This is a genomic window from Halanaerobium congolense (assembly GCF_004366375.1).
In the GTDB taxonomy this organism is placed as follows: Bacteria; Bacillota; Halanaerobiia; order Halanaerobiales; family Halanaerobiaceae; genus Halanaerobium; species Halanaerobium congolense.
Genome location: NZ_SOEF01000014.1, coordinates 18,449 through 33,739 on the forward strand (window position 1 = coordinate 18,449; position 15,291 = coordinate 33,739).

General features: G+C 31.8%; 19 protein-coding genes, 1 pseudogene and 1 riboswitch. Of the genes and pseudogenes, 2 read left to right on the top strand and 18 right to left on the bottom strand.

The annotated features are described in order from the left end of the window. Positions 1-81 precede the first annotated feature (81 nt). Complete coding sequence (locus C7954_RS06310) at positions 82-1,029, bottom strand: dihydrolipoyl dehydrogenase family protein (RefSeq protein WP_089717142.1); 948 nt, start codon at positions 1,027-1,029, stop codon at positions 82-84. A gap of 10 nt (positions 1,030-1,039) precedes the next feature. Here C7954_RS06310 and C7954_RS14180 point away from each other — a divergent pair, with 10 nt between their 5' ends. Then, positions 1,040-1,321 carry a MerR family transcriptional regulator gene (locus C7954_RS14180; RefSeq protein WP_166635500.1) on the top strand — a complete coding sequence of 94 codons (282 nt, stop codon included), beginning with the start codon at positions 1,040-1,042 and terminating at the stop codon, positions 1,319-1,321. Here the strand turns inward: C7954_RS14180 and C7954_RS06320 are convergent. The 17 genes and pseudogenes from C7954_RS06320 to C7954_RS06395 form a co-directional block, all read right to left on the bottom strand. Then, the gene (locus C7954_RS06320) at positions 1,311-1,505 is read right to left on the bottom strand and encodes a DUF3179 domain-containing protein (protein ID WP_073157628.1); all 195 of its coding nucleotides are present in this window, start codon (positions 1,503-1,505) and stop codon (positions 1,311-1,313) included. The two genes, C7954_RS14180 and C7954_RS06320, sit on opposite strands and share 11 nt — an antisense overlap. A gap of 106 nt (positions 1,506-1,611) precedes the next feature. Then, positions 1,612-1,962 carry a DUF3147 family protein gene (locus C7954_RS06325; RefSeq protein ID WP_073157631.1) on the bottom strand — a complete coding sequence of 117 codons (351 nt, stop codon included), beginning with the start codon at positions 1,960-1,962 and terminating at the stop codon, positions 1,612-1,614. A gap of 482 nt (positions 1,963-2,444) precedes the next feature. Continuing rightward, positions 2,445-3,383, bottom strand: a complete 939-nt coding sequence (locus C7954_RS06330) for an NADP-dependent oxidoreductase (RefSeq protein WP_073157634.1) — start codon at positions 3,381-3,383, stop codon at positions 2,445-2,447. Between the two features lie 214 nt (positions 3,384-3,597). Beyond that, positions 3,598-3,738: pseudogene (locus C7954_RS13860) on the bottom strand (IS30 family transposase); the annotation flags it as partial. A 104-nt stretch (positions 3,739-3,842) separates the two neighbouring features. After that, complete coding sequence (locus C7954_RS06340; protein WP_073157637.1) at positions 3,843-4,493, bottom strand: YczE/YyaS/YitT family protein; 651 nt, start codon at positions 4,491-4,493, stop codon at positions 3,843-3,845. A 44-nt stretch (positions 4,494-4,537) separates the two neighbouring features. Continuing rightward, the gene (locus C7954_RS06345; RefSeq protein WP_073157640.1) at positions 4,538-5,257 is read right to left on the bottom strand and encodes an HD family phosphohydrolase; all 720 of its coding nucleotides are present in this window, start codon (positions 5,255-5,257) and stop codon (positions 4,538-4,540) included. A 159-nt stretch (positions 5,258-5,416) separates the two neighbouring features. Beyond that, a complete protein-coding gene (locus tag C7954_RS06350; protein ID WP_073157643.1) occupies positions 5,417-6,511 on the bottom strand; it encodes an iron-containing alcohol dehydrogenase family protein in 1,095 nt (364 codons plus the stop codon). A 26-nt stretch (positions 6,512-6,537) separates the two neighbouring features. Next, entirely contained in the window at positions 6,538-7,710 is a 1,173-nt protein-coding gene (locus C7954_RS06355; RefSeq protein WP_073157646.1) for a pyridoxal phosphate-dependent aminotransferase, read from the bottom strand. A 42-nt stretch (positions 7,711-7,752) separates the two neighbouring features. After that, entirely contained in the window at positions 7,753-8,568 is an 816-nt protein-coding gene (locus tag C7954_RS06360) for a MetQ/NlpA family ABC transporter substrate-binding protein (RefSeq protein WP_073157648.1), read from the bottom strand. A 210-nt stretch (positions 8,569-8,778) separates the two neighbouring features. After that, positions 8,779-8,880, bottom strand: a riboswitch (SAM riboswitch). A 58-nt stretch (positions 8,881-8,938) separates the two neighbouring features. Continuing rightward, on the bottom strand, positions 8,939-9,307 hold the full coding sequence (rsgA, locus tag C7954_RS06365) for a GTPase RsgA (protein ID WP_081374529.1): 369 nt from the start codon (positions 9,305-9,307) through the stop codon (positions 8,939-8,941). A gap of 25 nt (positions 9,308-9,332) precedes the next feature. Continuing rightward, positions 9,333-9,785, bottom strand: a complete 453-nt coding sequence (locus tag C7954_RS13865) for a hypothetical protein (RefSeq protein ID WP_089720156.1) — start codon at positions 9,783-9,785, stop codon at positions 9,333-9,335. A gap of 148 nt (positions 9,786-9,933) precedes the next feature. Next, positions 9,934-10,089, bottom strand: coding sequence for a hypothetical protein (locus C7954_RS13870; protein WP_223174521.1), 156 nt, complete (start codon positions 10,087-10,089; stop codon positions 9,934-9,936). Positions 10,090-10,143: 54 nt separating this feature from the next. After that, the gene (locus tag C7954_RS06375) at positions 10,144-11,250 is read right to left on the bottom strand and encodes a methylated-DNA--[protein]-cysteine S-methyltransferase (RefSeq protein ID WP_089720158.1); all 1,107 of its coding nucleotides are present in this window, start codon (positions 11,248-11,250) and stop codon (positions 10,144-10,146) included. 164 nt (positions 11,251-11,414) lie between these two features. Continuing rightward, positions 11,415-11,804, bottom strand: a complete 390-nt coding sequence (locus C7954_RS06380) for a DUF302 domain-containing protein (RefSeq protein ID WP_110301057.1) — start codon at positions 11,802-11,804, stop codon at positions 11,415-11,417. A gap of 36 nt (positions 11,805-11,840) precedes the next feature. Further along, positions 11,841-12,158 (bottom strand): SHOCT domain-containing protein, encoded by a 318-nt coding sequence (locus C7954_RS06385; protein ID WP_073157664.1) that lies wholly within the window; start codon positions 12,156-12,158, stop codon positions 11,841-11,843. Between the two features lie 80 nt (positions 12,159-12,238). Beyond that, the gene (locus C7954_RS06390; protein WP_073157667.1) at positions 12,239-12,805 is read right to left on the bottom strand and encodes a DUF305 domain-containing protein; all 567 of its coding nucleotides are present in this window, start codon (positions 12,803-12,805) and stop codon (positions 12,239-12,241) included. Positions 12,806-13,223: 418 nt separating this feature from the next. Continuing rightward, positions 13,224-14,243, bottom strand: coding sequence for a YeiH family protein (locus C7954_RS06395; RefSeq protein WP_089655712.1), 1,020 nt, complete (start codon positions 14,241-14,243; stop codon positions 13,224-13,226). Positions 14,244-14,395: 152 nt separating this feature from the next. Here C7954_RS06395 and C7954_RS06400 point away from each other — a divergent pair, with 152 nt between their 5' ends. Then, positions 14,396-15,283: a LysR family transcriptional regulator gene (locus C7954_RS06400; protein WP_089717156.1), complete on the top strand. Its 888-nt coding sequence runs from the start codon at positions 14,396-14,398 to the stop codon at positions 15,281-15,283. Positions 15,284-15,291 lie beyond the last annotated feature (8 nt).

Genomic DNA, 15,291 nt, shown 5'->3' on the forward strand with positions numbered 1-15,291 from the left:
AATACATTGATAATGAATTTACAAGGAAAACTCTAATTCATAAATTAGATATTCAATTTTATTTAGTTATCAGTAAAACTGCTAACTTTTACAGCATATAAGAGAGGTCAGTGGTAGTCCAGGAGAATCAGCAGCATCTCCTGCAGCATAAACTCTGGGATTGGTTGTACTTTGGAGATACTCATTAACTTCAATTCCTTTTTTAGTATAAGCAATATTAGCTTTTTCTAAATCCAGATTAAAGATTTTTGGAGGTCTTCCAGCTGAATTAATAATCATTTCTGCTTCAAAAAAATCAAATTCTCCGCTGGTCTCTCCTTTAACCCGATAGCTATTGTCTAATTTCTCAATCCCGCAGACTTCTGTCTCCAGAACGAGATTAATTCCCAGCTCTTCAGTGACTTTAACCAAGTGGTCAACAATATCCTGCTCAAAGTTTTTCAATGGAGCTTGACTGTGGTGGACAATTGTCACTTCAGCACCACAGCGGGCAGCTATATGAGCAAATTCAAAGGCAATATAACCACCTCCAATAAAAAGTAGTGAATCCGGCATTTCCTTCATATTCAGAAAGTCTGTGCTGGTCTGCGCATATTCTGCTCCTGGAAATTCAAGTTCTCTCGGTTTAGCACCAGTGGCAATTGCTATTTTATCGGCTCTAATTTTTTCCTGTCCGACCTGAAGAGTATTTTCAGAAAGAAAACGCGCTGTTTCATGGTACATAGCTATTCCTTTTTTCTTATAACCCGACTCGATCTTGGGTGGCATTTCATCTACAAATTTCTGCTTAAATTTCATCACATCTTCCCAACTTATCTCAGGCACCTGATCAATTCCTTTATCCAGAAGGTGATCAGCATGATAGTGAACTTCAGTTGGACCAATTAACACTTTTTTTGGATCACAACCCCGAAGAGCACAGGTTCCACCATATGGTAGTTCATCAGCCAGAGCTTGATGACAGCATTTACCAGTAAGATTTTCATTTAAACAGTTTCCTGTAATTGATTTCTCGGTATATTTTCTGATTTAAATATATTTGATAAGAGTCATTCTCTTTAAATTCTTTCTCAACCAGGCTTTTTACTGTTACTATATTAACCTTTTTCCTAATGTTGAAACAGTTCTTTATTATGAACGGAAAAAACTAATTCCTGAACCTCCAAGAAACAGCTCCAGGTACAGACAATACTCATCAAAGGAACTGAAACGCCTTAAGTTTATTAAGTCAGCTCAAAAATTAGGGTTATCCCTAAAAGAAATATCAGAAATTACTACCTTTAAAAGTATCAATCAACTGAATCTTTTATTCAATGAATAAGATTCTCTATTGTTTCTGGAAAATAAGCGTGCCATGCAAACCACATAACATCATAAACAACCACTTCTATTAACTCATCCTCTTCTTTAACAAAAACTTTAACTGTATCCAAACTGCTGTCATAACGGGCTATAAATTGCTCAGCTTCTATATCAAACTCAACTTCTTTTTCCATCCGAACCATGGGTTTTAAAAAAGCGAAATTTATATTTTTATATTCTCCAGCAGTTCAATTTTATTCTGATTTGAGCCTTTAAACTTCCAGTTTGCTATTTAAGATTATTGAAAATTTAAATATTAACTCCAAATCTCTGCAGGATAAAGACCATTCCAAAATATACAACAATCATAATTATCGTTGAAATAGCTAATGAAAGATAAAAATTTAGGTCAGTATTTAATAATAATGGCAGTACTACAAAAAAAGATAAGGATGGAATAACCATCCAGAAAACATTCCTTGATAACTGAGCTACCTGAGTTTTACTCTCAGTATCTATATAAAGCCAGATGATTCCCAAATAAGAAACCAGGGGAAGTGATGCTAAAACCGCTCCCAGAAGTGAACTTCTTTTAGAAACTTCTGACACAGCTACAATTATAACTGCTGAAATTATAGTTTTAAAGATTAAATAAGCCATCAGTATCTACCCCTCATTTCTATTTTAATTTAGCTTCTTTTGAAATTTTCTTTAATTGATTTTCTATTTGCTACCCCCATAATTATTCCCTTTTTGCCTGACATTAATTCAGCCATCATAATTACCTCCCAAAATAAATTGATTTATTTTTAAATTGAAATTTTATAATTCTATATTTAATATAATTCATTCAAAACAGAAGTATACCTTCAATTTCTTCAAATTAAATTTTTTAAAATTTATTGATATCTATTTTACTATTTATTTCACCATTAATATTTAAATATTCTATTCTTTTTTTATTTTTTGTCATCTAATTTATCAGATATAAATAAAACCCCAGGAAAACTCCATTATCTACTAAAAAATGAAGTTTCTCTGAGGTTGAATCATCTCCAATTACGATGATCTTATATTAAATTTTCTACTTAAATAAATCTTAGCCTCTATTATTAGCTAAAGCACATAAGTTAATACAAATCTTATGAACTAACTTCAATAACAATTTTCCCTCTGGCATGATGAGTTTCACTTAATTCATGAGCTTCCTTTAAACCTTGATCTGTAAATGGAAATACTGTTCCTACAACAGGTTTTAAAGTTTGATTTTCCATCATTTCAGCAAGTGCTGCAAGCTCTTTGCCATCAGGTATTAACCAGTGAAATTTAGTTTTAACATTAAGTTTTTCTGCTTTTTCCTGATCAGGCTCTTCAACAATTGAAACAAGCATTCCTCCATTTTTAAGAATAGTTAAGCTTTTATCTTGGATTTCTCCCCCGAGAGTATCAATAACCAGATCATAATCTTCAAGTACTTCAGAGAAATCCTCTTTTGTATAATCAATGACCTCATCAGCTCCCAGGGATTTTAGAAAATCTACATTCTTTGTACTTGCTGTAGTAGCAACATAGGCACCCATATTTTTTGCTATTTGAATAGCAAAACTTCCAACTCCACCGGCACCAGCATGAATCAATACCTTGTCCCCTGAATCCAAATTACCAACATCCACAAGAATTTGATAAGCAGTTAGTCCTGCAAGGGGGACCGCAGCGGCTTCTTTAAAACTAATATTTTCTGGCATTTTTGCGACCAGATCCTCTTTTGCTGTAGTATATTCAGCATAAGTTCCTCGATTTGTAAGTTCGGGTCTAACAAAAACTCGATCACCTTTTTGAAGAGAATCTACATTTTTCCCAACTTTCTCTACTATTCCAGCTGCATCCCAACCTAAAACAATAGGGAAGTCAAATGGAAATTTTTCCTTAAGATAGCCATATCTTAACTTCCAATCAATAGGATTAATTCCTACTGCGTGTATTTCAATTAAAACTTCATCAGAATCTGGTTCTGGTTTTGACAATTCTTTTTCTTTTAATTTATCTTTATCTCCATACTGGTCAATGACAATTGCTTTCATTATTAACACCCTCTTTTAATTAATTTAATAGAATATTATGTCTAATTTCCTGAATATATATTATTTATTTCTATAACTAATGTTAATAATAAAATATAATAAATTTTAATAATAGTAATTAGTAAACAAAAGACAATTCTAATTTTGATAACTTATTCTTATGATTGTGATTTAGACTTTTGAAACTTTCTTTAAATGAATATCTTTTTTCATATTCCCAGTGGCCAAATTCGCTACGATCATTAACGCTTTCAGGCCGTTCTTCAATGCTGGTACCCAGTTTCTTTTTATTCTGTTTAGCACGGTTGGACTTTAAAGATCGCTTTAGTTTCAGTGGTAAATCAATGTTTTTAATTCATTTTTTTCTTCTTTTCTTTGCCTGAATCCAATAACATATTTTTTCTAAACTAAAACCCCAGACATAATATCTGAGGCCAAAAATTTATTTTTAACTGTCTTTTATTTAATAGTATCCAAAATTTTATTAAAAGTTTTGGCAAATGTTTCGTGTTCTACTTCAGATGGCTTAAAATTAAATAAATTAAAAATAAGATCTATGCAGAGTCCTATTCCAAAAGCAGCAATAACAGTTCCTAAACCAACCGGCCCTCCCAAAAGCCACCCTGACAAAACTACTGCAGCTTCCATTATTGCTTTTGAAAATCCTGAAGAAAAACCTGTTTTCTTTTCTATAGCCACCATCAAACTATCTCTTGGACCTGCGCCAAAACCGGAAGATATATAAAAATATGTTGCAGCTGCAATAATAAACAAACCTAAGAATAAAAATGGAACTCCAAAATAAAATCTCTTAATATGAGGAATAAAATCAACAAATATAATCATATCCATAAATGTACCTATCATCAGCATATTAAAAAGTGTACCTAAACCAAGTTTTTCCCCCATCAAAAGTACCAATACACAGATTAAAAAGCCAACTATTATAGATATTTGTCCAATTGTAAATCCTGAAATATTTGCTATTCCTTTATGAAAAACTTCCCAGGGAGCAAAACCTATATTGGCATTCATTGTAACAACTATCCCAAGGGCATAAAGAAATAAACCAAAAAATAATCTTAACATTCTAATTGAAAAGTTATACATACATGATCTCCTCACATTTTTTGAACTTACTTTATCTTTAAGTATTATTTATTACTTAATTCTGCTTCAATATCTTCTTTTTTGGTTGCTATAGAATCAGCCAAATGAAGCAATCTTACATCAGGATAAAGTTCTTCCGCTTTTGATCTTTTTCGTTCATCAAAAGGGCCATAAGGTCCCATATGATAAGTTATAGCAAGCACATCTCTTTCATCAAGTTCAATAAACTTTGAAGCCTCTAAAATAGCTCTCATAGAATGATTTAAAGGTAAGTTGTTTTCATTATAATTCCAGTCACTTCTCACATCAGGGGGAGCAATATTTCTACCATCTTTAAACCATTTAATTAAATCACTGGCATATTCCTTAGAAATAATAAACTCCTTATTTTCTACATACCTGTCAAGTCCATAAGTATTATACAAATCCATATTATCCCTGACCAAACTTCTTAAAAAATTATTCTGCCCCTCAGTAATAGTATTCTGCATTTCCGATGTATAGGCAAAACATTTTTCAAGATCATGTATTGAAGCCTGGATGATCATATTTTCTTTAGGAATACCCGCGTTTATTTCTTCATTTAATTTTAGATATTCTTTTTTAACATTTTCGGTGTGCTCCAACAAACCACCAGTAACATTTAAATGATGTCTGATGCTTGCCGGCTTATCATAAAACTCAATTTCTTTTAAATAAGATAAAAGATCTTCTATACCATTTTTTCCTGTCTTTTTCAAATCAGCAATAAACTTTTCTTTCATTTTTGCACCTTCCTATATACTAACATTTGCTTATTTTTTATTAATTTCATCTATCAAATTTTAACATTTAATAAGCAATAAAACAAGGTCTTTCAAGAAAGAATATTGGTTAAAAGATTAAATTCAAAGTGGAAGGAGATCATTTCCTAATAATTTATTTTATTGTTCAAGAAATTTTTTAGCTTTAAGATCAACATTTTTAATAGCTTCTAAAACATCTTCTTCTGTTACTTTAAAAGAAAGATTATGAATAGATTCCTCTGGTGCACAGCTTTTAGCAGCAGCTTTTGCTAAATCATTATTGTCTGCATTTGCTAGGCCCAGTTGAGCTAAAGTAATAGGTTGTTCTAAATTGTTAAGCAGAACTAATAATTCAGCAAATTCTGCTTCATTATCTTCTAATTCTAACTGTACTAAAGTACCAAAGGCAACTTTTTCCCCATGTAGTAAATCATGGGTTTCAGAAAGGGCTGTTAAGCCATTATGAACAGCGTGAGCGGCTGCAATACGACAATTATCACCGCCTATACCACCAACCATTCCTCCCAGTGCAACTATACTGTCAACTATTTTTTCAACGGCTTTAGTCGGTTTTTTTTCTTCCATATCTTCTGCAGCCTGAACACCAAATTCAAATAGGATATCTTTGCACTCTTCAGCAATTTTTAGAGCTGCCCTTGTTGGACTGTTTTTTTCTTTATCTGCTGCAGAAGCCCGTGCTTCGTAAAATTTAACAACTGTGTCAGCGATTCCAGCTTTAAAATAATTCAACGGTGAATTAGCAATAACTTCAGTATCTACTAAAACAAGTGCCGGACTATATTGAAAAATAATGTATTCTTCAAAACTACCATTTTCATCATAAAAAACTGATAAGGGAGTCCAAGCAGCACAATTAGAGGCAATGGTTGGAATAGTAATTAATTTTCGCTTAGAATATGCAGCTGCAGCCTTAGCAGTATCAATTGCTTTTCCACCCCCAATACCTATGATTAAATCAAAATTTTCTGCTTCAACTAAAGAAGCTATTCGCTGAGCCTCTTTTTTGGTAACCTCTCCTCCAAAAACTTCCTCTTTAAATTCAATCTTATTTTCTGTTAGACTCTGATGTAGTTTTTCTCTGACTATCTCTAATGTAGTATTATCTCCAACCAGTAAGGCTTTTTTTCCTAACGGAGCAATATGATTACCGGCTTCTATTAAAATATTTTTTTCTTGAAGATATCGATTAGGAGAACCCATTACTAAATGCATATTAAAAACACTTCCTTTATTTAATATTAATTGTTTCTCTTTTTTGCTTTTTTTGGTAACTTTTCTAATCTTTCTAAAGCCTTTTTTAAAGTTTCATCTTTTTTAGCAAAGTGGAATCTCACTAAATGTTTAATATTTCCTTTAAAAAAGCTAGAACCAGGCACTGCTGCCACCCCAACTTCTTTTATCATCCACTTACAAAATTCTAAGTCATCTTTAAAATTGAATTCACTTATATCCACCATTACATAATATGCTCCCTGTGGTTTGGTATAGTTAAGTCCAATTTGATCCAAACCTCTCAAAAATAATTTTCTTTTTTTCCCATATTTTTTTTCTAATTCTTGATAATATTTTTTATCAAAATTAAGTGCTGTAACTGCTGCTTCCTGAAGAGGTGCTGCAGCCCCAACTGTCAAGAAATCATGTATTTGTCTAGCGCCATCAATTATTTTTTCAGGTGCGATAAGATAACCAAGTCTCCAGCCTGTTATCGAATAAGTTTTAGACAGTGAACTACAGGAAATTGTTCTCTCAAACATTCCAGGCAGTGAAGCAAAATATAGATGCTCATTTGGTGGATAAACAATATGTTCATAAACCTCATCAGTGATTACAAATACATCATATTTATCTACCAATTCTGCAATAGTTTCTAGTTCGGAACGGCTGAACACCTTACCACTTGGATTAGAAGGATTGCAGAGAATTAAAGCTTTAACTCCCTGCTGTAAAGCCTCTTCTAACTCCTCAGGATCAAAATCAAACTCCGGTGGATTAAGGTTTACATAAATAGGATCTGCCCCCGATAATATTGCATCAGCAGCATAATTTTCATAAAAAGGAGAAAAAACAACGACTTTATCCCCTGGACTGCAGACTGTCATCATTGCAGCCATCATAGCCTCTGTGCTGCCGCAAGTTACAACAATTTCTTTTTCTGGATCAATATCTATCCCCATAAAATCTGACTGTTTTTTTGCCAGAGCCTCTCGAAAATTTGCTGCTCCCCAGGTAACTGCATACTGATGGATACTTCCTCCAGCGACATCTTTTAAAGCTTCTTTTAATTCTGCAGGTGGGTCAAAATCTGGAAAACCCTGAGATAAGTTTACTGCATCATATTTATTTGCTATTCTTGTCATTCTTCTAATCACTGAATCACTAAATTTATCAATTTTTTTATTTAATTCCGGCATAATATAACTCCTTTTTTTGAATTCTACTGATATTTATAATCTTTAAAAGGCTGGAATAACTGAGCCATCAAATTCTTCATTTATAAAATTACGGACTTTTTCAGATTGATAAGCTTCTACAAATTTTTTGATTAAAGGATCATTTTTATCTTCAGGCCTTACCGCTACTATACAAACGTAAGGTGAATCACCATCTTCAATATAAATAGAATCTTCTTTGGGATTCATACCAAGATCCAGAGCATAATTAGAATTAACAGCTGCTGCGGCAACATCAGGGATAACTCTAGCAGTTTGAGCAGCCTCAACTTCGTGAAATTTTAAATTAAGTGGATTAACCTCAATATCAAAAATTGTAGCATTAATTCCTGCGGAATCATCTAATTTTATTAAACCTGCTTTTTCAAATAATAATAAGGCTCTACCACCGTTTGTTGGGTCATTTGGAATTGCTATAGTTGAATTTTTGGGAATTTCACTTAATGATTCATATTTATCAGAGTAAATAGCGATTGGAATTACAATTGTTTTCGCGACTGAAACTAAATCTAAATCTCGGTCTGATTTAAAACGTTCAAAATATGGTATATGCTGAAAAGTATTAGCATCTAAACTACCATCTGCCAGTGCTAAGTTGGGAGTTACATAATCTGTGAACTCAACAATCTCAAGTTCTATATTCTCTTCTGCTAATACAGGCTTTACAGCTTCTAATATTTGAGCAAAAGGACCAGCTGTTGCTCCAACTTTTAAGATTGGATCTGCTGCCATTACTGTATTTGCTGCTATAAATAAATATAAAGCCACTACTAAAACTACTCCACTGCTGATTAAAATTGATTTAATTGCTTTTTCCATAATTTAAATTCTCCTCTACTTTTTTAAAATTTAATTAAATTTTATTATCATACTATTTGCAATAAGTACTTTTAAATTTGACTTCTTCACCTCCTGCTGATTAATTAATAATTTCATCAAATTCTAAGATAATTAAAAAACCACTTTTACGATTATTAATAGCAAAAGTGGTAAAAAAAAATAAACCCTCATGAGAGGGTTTTAATAGTCCTCTCATCTGTCATTTCTTTGAAATGCAGGATTTAGCACCTTACCATATTGGTAGGTTGCTGGGTTTCAAAGGGCCAGTCCCTCCACCACTCTTGATGAATTATTAAATTTTTATTATTATTGATTATAAAGAATATCATCTTATTTTTATTTTGTCAAATTACAAACCCATTAATTCTTTATATTTTAACTTATTTGCATATTCAGCTCCATATTTCTTTTTCCTTTCTAAATACAATAATTCCTTTTTCAACTTTCTATAGCTTGCAAGCCTTGCTTCAGCTAACTTCCCCTCTTTAATAGCTTTTTTTACAGCACAGCCTGGTTCTGAGTCATGCTGACAGTCATTGAATTTATAATTTTTAGCTATTTTTTTAATATCTAAGAAACTTTCATTAACTCTATCACTTTCACCCCAGAGCTGAATTTCTCTCATATTAGGAGTATCAATAACTATAGATCCATTTTCTAAAACAATTAATTTTCGATGAGTGGTAGTATGTTTTCCTCTACCATCACTTTTTCTAATTTGATTTCCTCCTTATTTAGCTAAGTTAGTTCTCAACTTTTTTTGCTATATAAAAGCCATAGCTTAAATATTCTTTGTATTTTCTATATATTTGAATTTCCTTTTTTTCATTTTCTACAATTTTTTCTGCAGTTTTGGAATGATTATGCCTTTTTAAAAAGTTCTCAAAACGATCTTCAATTGGATTATAATAATTGTCCAACCAGCTGGATTGAGGTAGATAAAAGTATCCTGCCGGTGTGAATCCATTTTTCTCTAAAACTTTAAATTTATTTGAAGCTGTATCAATCTCTAAATATTCATTATTCCAATATTTTTCAATTTCTTCTGGTCTTTTATCAGTCAACCATGTAATTTCACTTACTGATAAATAACCGCCAGGTTTTAAAAACTTTTTCCAGCTTTTTATCCCTGCTTCAAAACCCATATTATAAATTGCTCCTTCAGACCAGATGATATCTAATTTTTTTTTGCTCAAAATCTAATTTATCCATTAATTTTTCCAATGTTTTAATTCTATTTTTTAATCCTTTTGCTTCTGCTTTCATTTCAAGCTTTCTCAAAAAATCTGGAAATAGATCAACTGCTGTTATCTGACCATCAATATTTTCAGCAAGAGTAATTGTCTAAGCACCGGAACCACAACCAATATCTACAATTTTAAGATTTTTGTTTTTGCTAATCCCTATTAAATTTAAGGCCTTTAATGTATCAGCCGAACTTCCTGGCCCCTGTCTTTTAGCATTTTTATGAAAATCAATTAACAATTCTATTTCAGTCATTTTCCTTCTCCTTTATAAAATTTACCAAAATTAATAATATCAGCTTCAAAAAAATTATAGATTAGCTTTTTCATGTTTCAAAAGCCACTTTTTCCGCCAGACTCCTGCTCCATACCCTCCAATTTTACCATTGCTCGCTGTTACTCGATGGCAGGGTATAATTAACGGTATACTATTTTTATTATTTGCATTACCTACTGCTCTGTAAGCTTTATTATTTTCTATTGCTTCTGCAACTTCTTTATAAGAAAAAGTATCTCCATAAGGGATTTTTAGAAGCTGTTTCCAAACACTTTTTTGAAAATCTGTACCTTCTAACTTAAGTGGTAGGTCAAATTCTTTCCTTTTTCCCCTAAAATATTCATTCAGCTGATCTTTGGCTATTGATAAAAGGGCAGTTTCTTCTTCTGGGTAGCGTTTAACTTCTTGAAAATTAAGACTCAAAAGCTTTCCTCGATCAGTCTGAATCTCTATTAAACCAATTGGTGAATCATAATATACCACTTTATTATCAGTTGTTAATTCTTCAGCACTTTTAAAAATCTGATCAAGATTTTGTGTAGTTACCTCCCAAATATATAAAGAAGCTGCTGTATTATATGTTGAAAATTTATTTCTAAACTTTTTAAAATACCTTTTAGAAGGTTCATTTTTTAAACCATAAAACCACTGAATACCTTTTCTAATCCCTAAATCATTAAAGCTGATAACATTTTTTCTAGCTAGTGAAAAAATTAAAAACATTTCTGCAGTCCACCGGCCAATTCCTTTTATCTTTATTAATTGTTCAATAATTTCTTGATCTGTCATCTCACCAAGTTTTGATAGCTTAAGTTGATTATTAAGAACAGCCTCTGACAAATTATTAAGATAATCAATTTTTCTCTCTGAAAGTCCTGCTGCTTTGAGTTCACTTTTTTTGGCTGAAATAATAGCGGCTGGAGTTAATTCCGAAAGTTTATTATTAAAATTAACCCAGATAGAATCGGCAGCTTGAGATGAAAGTTGTTGATAAACAATATTCCGACATAGCGCAGTAAATGGTTCAGGAATACAAATTCTTTTTATTTTTCCAATTTTTTCGATTAAATCTGACATCCGCTTATCTTTTGCTTTTAAATAATCTATTTCTTTTTGCTCAATATTTAATATTTCTTCCATAATTATAAACCCCTCAATTAAACAATATGATTTTTAATACTCATCACTTAAATTTTAACATTTACAGTGTTCTTAAACAACTATATTTAAAACAAAAAACCTGTTTAACCACAGTTAAAACTATAACTGCAGTCAAACAGGTTATATTAGAAATAATTATTAACTTAAATACTTTTTATTACTCTTTCAAGTCTTGATTTAATCTCTTTAGCTATTTCATTGACCCTTTTATTCCCTGACATGCCAAGTGCTTTTTCTGGATCAATTGCTGCTACTTTAACTTCCTGAGTCTCAGTTTCATAAACTATTACATTACAGGGAAGTAAAAGACCTAGCTCAGGCTCCTCTGCTATACCTTCAAAGGCAAAGCTAGGATTACATGCTTCGAGTATAACATAATTATTCATATCTTTATCCAATTTTTCTTTAAAAGTTTTTTTCATATCAATTTCTACCAGAACACCGAAACTTTCTTTTTTTAGTTCATCTTTTACTTTTTTCACTGTTTCTTGATAAGAAAGTTTTACTGTTTTTTTAATACCATAATTACTCATTATTATTCCTCCCATTTATATTATAAAAATTTAGATTTAATTATTTAAATTATCAAGGATCTCCTTTAACTCTTCTTTAGAAATTTCACCTTTTGCATAACGCTCTCTAGCAATTTTTCCTGCACTATCTTCCTTATTGTTATATTCTATTTCTTTTCTTCTATTAAAGCTATCTCTATGAGCATCAAAATTACTGTGCCCATTATTGTGAGGATCACCATTTCCACGATCATCATGGCGGTGGTGATTATGTCTATTATATTCCTTAAAGAAATAATAAATCACACCAATAATTACTATCCAGAAGATTATTGAGAATCCTCCTCCCATCATTCCAGGGCCATAACCCATCATAACTATACCTCCTAATTCAATATTTTAGTATGAAATAATGTTAATTCTTATTTAAATAAATTTATTTTACTCAAATCTATTTAATACCATTTATCCAGCCAATCACGCATCATGAAAATTTCCTGTCGCTGACTATCTCTAATACTTCTGGCAAGTAAATATACTGATTGATGTTCAGCCAAACCCTGCATTATTAACTGCTGAGACATCATTACTGCCCCCATGTGATGAAAGATCATATCTTCTAAAAAATAATAATCGAGTTCTTCTCCAGACAATCCTTGGTAATCTCCCATCATTGGCTGATAATGATAATTATTTGTTCTATTCGGGTACCATTCAGCCAGATATTTTTCCATTTCTTCAATTTCCTGAGTCTGAATTTCTATAATATCTTTAGCAAATTCTCGCATTTCTTCTCGATTAGTATTATCTCTTAGAATTTTAGCCTTAGTAACTGCTTCTTCATGATGTGGTATCATTTTTACTAAAAATTCATATTCACTGTTAACTGATTCCATCATCCCCGGTCCCATTTTGCCCGGCCACATCATTCCAGGTCCAAATCCAGCTTGGGCAGAAACAATATTAGCTCCAATACCAACTGCTGCCAATATAATTAAAGTAATTATTAAAATTCTTTTCATTTAATTATCCTCCTTTAAACTTAAATCAACTCTCAACATACCCCTATTAGGTATCTTAAACATAGTATAACACTCAGGATTAGTTCTGTCAAGGCTTATATCGTAATTGTTAAATATTAAACTCTACCATTCCTGTCGTCTTTACTTTGAATTAATTCTAGAATAAAAATGTGAAGAAAATATGAATTAATGATAGATTTTTTAAATTTCCGGCCAGCATTTTACCGGAATCATCATCAATCTCTTTTCTATCTATAATATTTTTTACCCCTAAGTTATTGAAATGTTCTTCTGCCTCAGTTTTTCTCGTTGCTGCTGTAACTTCATACCCGAGCTTTGCAAGCAGGCTTTTACTCTATCACTTCTTCTATACTAATCTTAACATAAGCTCTACTTTAGCTCTACTTTAATTTAAATGCTAGATCTGACCAATAAAGAGCTGAATTGTAAATGAAACAATAACTACCAGTGAAGATATTATAAAACCATGCAGTAATGGCTTGATACCAGAATCAGATACTTCACTAAAATTAGTTGTCAGACCAATTGCCCCTAGAGCCATAATCATCATAAATTTAGATATTGACGCAATATTGCTGCTTAATTCAGCTGAGATAAAACCTGTACTTTTTACTGCCACCATCATTAAAAACAAAAGAATAAAATAGGGAAATATGTTTTTAATTTCAACTTTTTCTCTCTGTTCATTTCCACTTACACCCAGTTTTTTGTTTTCTCTAGCATTGATAAATGAAAAAATCATTACTATCGGAATTATAGAAAGAGTCCTGGTCAATTTTACTATCACAGCAAAAGCACCAGCGGCATCTGAAAAAGCATAGCCAGCTGCTACCACTGAGGAAGTATCATTAACTGCTGTTCCCGCCCAGAGGCCAAAACCTAAATCACTCATCCCCAAATATCTTCCTGCTAGAGGAAATAAGATTACCATCAGCACATCAAAAATAAAGGTTGCAGAAATAGCATAGGCAATATGGCTGTTGTCCGCCTCAATTGTTGGAGCTACCGCAGCTATAGCAGACCCCCCACAGACACCGGTTCCAGCGGAAATTAAACTTGAAAGTTTCCAGTTCATATTAAAAAGGCGGCCAAATAAATACCCTCCCCCAAAGGCTGTCAGCAAAGTAAAAGTCATCACAATTAATGAATAACCTCCGACAGATAAAACCTGAGAAAAACTCAAAGTAAGACCCATCAGTACAATTCCAGCTTTTAAAATTTTCTTGGAAACAAAATTGATACCTGTATTGAAAATAGAAATTTCTCGTATAATCGGATTTAAAAGCATTCCCAGCATCAGTGCCAGAACACTGCCGCTGATCAAATGCATTGGTATATAGCTGCTTACAGCTTTAGCAGTCAAAGCTAATAAAATTGTAAGGATGATTCCTGCTAAATAATCACTAAGTTTATTCATTTTTATCTTCCCCCTTATGGTTTACATTCTTGATTTTATAATAAATTATAGATAAAATAAAATTATAATATTTTATAAATCAATAATTTTAAATTATAGCTAATCTGATTTTATATTATAAAGTCATTTAAATATTTAGAAGGGAGATAAGAATGATAGATTTTAGACACCAAACTTTTTTGAAGCTCTGTCAGATCAAAAACTACACTAAAACTGCAGAAAAACTACATATTACGCAGCCCACTGTTTCCCAGCACATTAAACATTTAGAAGAATATTACGGGGTGAAATTATTTAATTACAGCAGCAAAAAACTTAATCTAACTGCGGCGGGTAAAAAACTATATCATTATACAGAAAGGATGATTGCTGACAGTAGAAAAATTGCACAAACTATCAGCAATAAATCACCTAAGCAAAACATAAAGTTTGGTGCTACTCTCTCTATTGGAGAATTTGTAATGCCCGATATTTTAAACCAGGCAATGACAGAAAATCCGGAGCTTAATTTTGATATGCTGGTTGAAAATACAGCCACTCTGCTCCAAAAATTAAAAGCAGGAGAAATTAATTTTGCTGTTTTAGAAGGTTTTTTTGACAAGACAAAGTTTGGATATCACCTTTTTAGTCAAGAAAAATTCATTGGAATCTGCTCTGCTGACTCAAACTTAAGCAGAGAGAAAATAAAAATGGATAAACTCTTAGATTTTCGCCTAATTTTAAGAGAAAATGGATCAGGAACTAGAGAAATATTAGAACAAATTCTTTATACAAATAATTTAAATCCTAAAAGTTTTACCAGCACTATAGAAATTGGTAATCTAAATGCGATTAAAGCTCTGGTCTCGGAGAATAAAGGAATTTCTTTTATGTATCAGGCCGCTGCTAAAAGATATTTAGAAGCTAATAAAATCTCAGCTTTAAAGATTAAGGATTTTAATATTCAAAGAGAATTTAATTTTATTTATTTAAAAGACAGTGTTTTTGCAGAAGAATACCTTAAATATTTTGAGCTTTTTATTAATTTAAGAAAAAAATAAAGCTGTTC

Bases quoted from the DNA above. Each gene is read 5' to 3' on its own strand.
- C7954_RS06325 (WP_073157631.1), bottom strand. From the start codon at position 1,962: ATGGCTTATTTAATCTTTAAAACTATAATTTCAGCAGTTATAATTGTA.
- C7954_RS06330 (WP_073157634.1), bottom strand. From the start codon at position 3,383: ATGAAAGCAATTGTCATTGACCAGTATGGAGATAAAGATAAATTAAAA.
- C7954_RS06340 (WP_073157637.1), bottom strand. From the start codon at position 4,493: ATGTATAACTTTTCAATTAGAATGTTAAGATTATTTTTTGGTTTATTT.
- C7954_RS06345 (WP_073157640.1), bottom strand. From the start codon at position 5,257: ATGAAAGAAAAGTTTATTGCTGATTTGAAAAAGACAGGAAAAAATGGT.
- C7954_RS06320 (WP_073157628.1), bottom strand. From the start codon at position 1,505: ATGGTTCGGATGGAAAAAGAAGTTGAGTTTGATATAGAAGCTGAGCAA.
- C7954_RS06350 (WP_073157643.1), bottom strand. From the start codon at position 6,511: ATGCATTTAGTAATGGGTTCTCCTAATCGATATCTTCAAGAAAAAAAT.
- C7954_RS06390 (WP_073157667.1), bottom strand. From the start codon at position 12,805: ATGAAAAGAATTTTAATAATTACTTTAATTATATTGGCAGCAGTTGGT.
- C7954_RS06355 (WP_073157646.1), bottom strand. From the start codon at position 7,710: ATGCCGGAATTAAATAAAAAAATTGATAAATTTAGTGATTCAGTGATT.
- C7954_RS06400 (WP_089717156.1), top strand. From the start codon at position 14,396: ATGATAGATTTTAGACACCAAACTTTTTTGAAGCTCTGTCAGATCAAA.
- C7954_RS06375 (WP_089720158.1), bottom strand. From the start codon at position 11,250: ATGGAAGAAATATTAAATATTGAGCAAAAAGAAATAGATTATTTAAAA.
- C7954_RS06385 (WP_073157664.1), bottom strand. From the start codon at position 12,158: ATGATGGGTTATGGCCCTGGAATGATGGGAGGAGGATTCTCAATAATC.
- C7954_RS13870 (WP_223174521.1), bottom strand. From the start codon at position 10,089: ATGACTGAAATAGAATTGTTAATTGATTTTCATAAAAATGCTAAAAGA.
- C7954_RS06360 (WP_073157648.1), bottom strand. From the start codon at position 8,568: ATGGAAAAAGCAATTAAATCAATTTTAATCAGCAGTGGAGTAGTTTTA.
- C7954_RS06395 (WP_089655712.1), bottom strand. From the start codon at position 14,243: ATGAATAAACTTAGTGATTATTTAGCAGGAATCATCCTTACAATTTTA.
- C7954_RS06380 (WP_110301057.1), bottom strand. From the start codon at position 11,804: ATGAGTAATTATGGTATTAAAAAAACAGTAAAACTTTCTTATCAAGAA.